1 protein-coding gene is annotated in these 2,048 nt (G+C 61.9%); it reads left to right on the top strand.

The features are described from left to right. Positions 1-404 precede the first annotated feature (404 nt). The gene (gene ltrA, locus AC07DW_RS34170) at positions 405-1,931 is read left to right on the top strand and encodes a group II intron reverse transcriptase/maturase (RefSeq protein ID WP_478861484.1); all 1,527 of its coding nucleotides are present in this window, start codon (positions 405-407) and stop codon (positions 1,929-1,931) included. Positions 1,932-2,048 lie beyond the last annotated feature (117 nt).

Here is a 2,048-nt window from a genome sequence, read left to right as displayed (position 1 = left end):
CAGTGGTTGACGTCCCGTGAGTCGTCAGCGGTCTGCCGAATCTGGTGGATGGGCCGCTTTGCAGTGCTGGAGAGCGCCATAGCCGATGGCCTCTCCTCTCCCGCCGCCTTTATCCTATGGGTTTCGGGAGGCCCGGACCAAGACTGCGATGTGCGGTCCGTGGCGATGCTGCCGGGATATAGCTGGGCACCGAAGCCGTCACAGAGATCCTCAGTGAACGTGGGAAGCGATCTGGCATCGCCCTCACCGTCCGGCAGCCGGCCGGGCGACGGGCAGGCGCAATGCCCGCTGATGACGCCAGATCGTGGCGGAGTCGCCGTAGTACTCAGAGGCCGGGAAAGCCGGTCACACGGGGAAGGGCGACAGCGTGATAGCAGCAGGACTGCTGTCGGGGAGGAACGTTGTTGAATAACGACGCGCCGTCGACAACAACTTGGCCGGGCAGTATGACGGCTGAGCGGCGGGTACTCGATCATCAGATCAAGCTGCACCGATGGGCAAGGAACGAGCCGGATCGCCGGTTCGATGATGTATTCAACTTGATCTGCGACCGGGCCACTTTGGTGGTGGCTTGGGAGCGGGTGTCTGGCAACCGGGGTGCCAGGACAGCAGGCGTGGATGCGGTGACCCGCTACTACGTGGAAGAACGCCTTGGAGTGATTCCGTTTCTGGAGGATCTTCGATCCTCGCTCAAGGACGGGTCCTTCACTGCGTTGCCGGTCAAGCAGGCGGTGATTCCCAAGAAGAACGGCAAGGTCCGTTACTTGGGGATTCCTACCCTGCGGGATCGCGTCGCGCAAATGGCGCTCAAGCTGGTCTTGGAGCCGATTTTCGAGGCCGATTTCTATCCGTCCAGTTACGGGTATCGGCCCGGCCGTCGGGCTCAGGATGCCATCGCCGAGATCCACCACTTCACCTGCAAGCCGTCGACCTATGAGTGGGTCATCGAGGGCGACATCAAGGCTTGCTTCGACAACGTCGACCACCACGTCCTGATGGATCTGGTGGCTGAGCGCGTCAAGGATCGCAAGGTCCTGCGGCTGGTCAGCGTGTTTCTGCGGGCCGGAGTTGTCGAGTTGCACGGTGGACTCGCGGGGACCCTCACGGGAACCCCGCAAGGAGGAGTTGTTTCCCCGCTGTTGGCCAACATCTATCTCTCGGTACTGGACCGGCATTTCTCGCGGATCTGGGACCAGGAGATGACCCCAGCATGGCGTCGGCAGTATCGGCGCCGGACGGGGAGACCGAACTATCGGCTGGTGCGTTACGCCGACGACTTCATCGTGCTCGTGCACGGAACGAAGTCCGAGGCCGAAGCACTGAAGGCAGAGATCGGTGAACTGCTGGCCCGCAGGCTGAAGATGACCCTCTCGGATGAGAAGACCCACATCACCCATATCGACGACGGCTTCGTATTCCTGGGATTCCACATTCAGCGGAGGTCCTGGGGCGACGGTCGTCGCGTTGTGCTCACCATCCCGTCCAAGCAAGCCTTGGCGTCGGTGATGCACAAGATCAAGAAACTGACGGGGCGAAGCACGAGCTCGCTCTCGTTGGAGGAGGTGCTGCGGACAGTCAATCCGGTTCTTCGGGGCTGGGCTGCCTACTTCCGCTATGGCGTATCCAAGAAGACGTTCTCTTACCTCGGTTGGTACACGTGGTGGAGGCTGATTCGCTGGATTCGCTACAAACACCCCCGCCTGACCTGGAAACAGTTGCGGCGCCGCTTCTACGGGGCAGATCGCATCGCGGAGGGCGGGCTCGTCCTCTACAACCCGGCGAAGATGAAGGTCGAGCGCTACCGATTTCGTGGAGCGCAGATCAGCACGCCATACAACATCGACGAGGTCGATCCGGAGAAGGCACGCTTTCGCCGGACCAGCCATGATGATGTGGCCTTCGTCGGCCAGGTCAGCGAATACCTCGCCTGACCCATCGGATCACGTGGAGAGCCGGATGCTCGGCCAACGGGCACGTCCGGTTCGGCGGGCGGGGACGGGAAAACCGGCACTGGAAACAGTGCACGGCGTCTCGTCCCCGACCCAACA

Source organism: Streptomyces sp. NPDC045701 (assembly GCF_056432045.1).
This window is presented reverse-complemented; position numbering and strand designations above follow the sequence as displayed.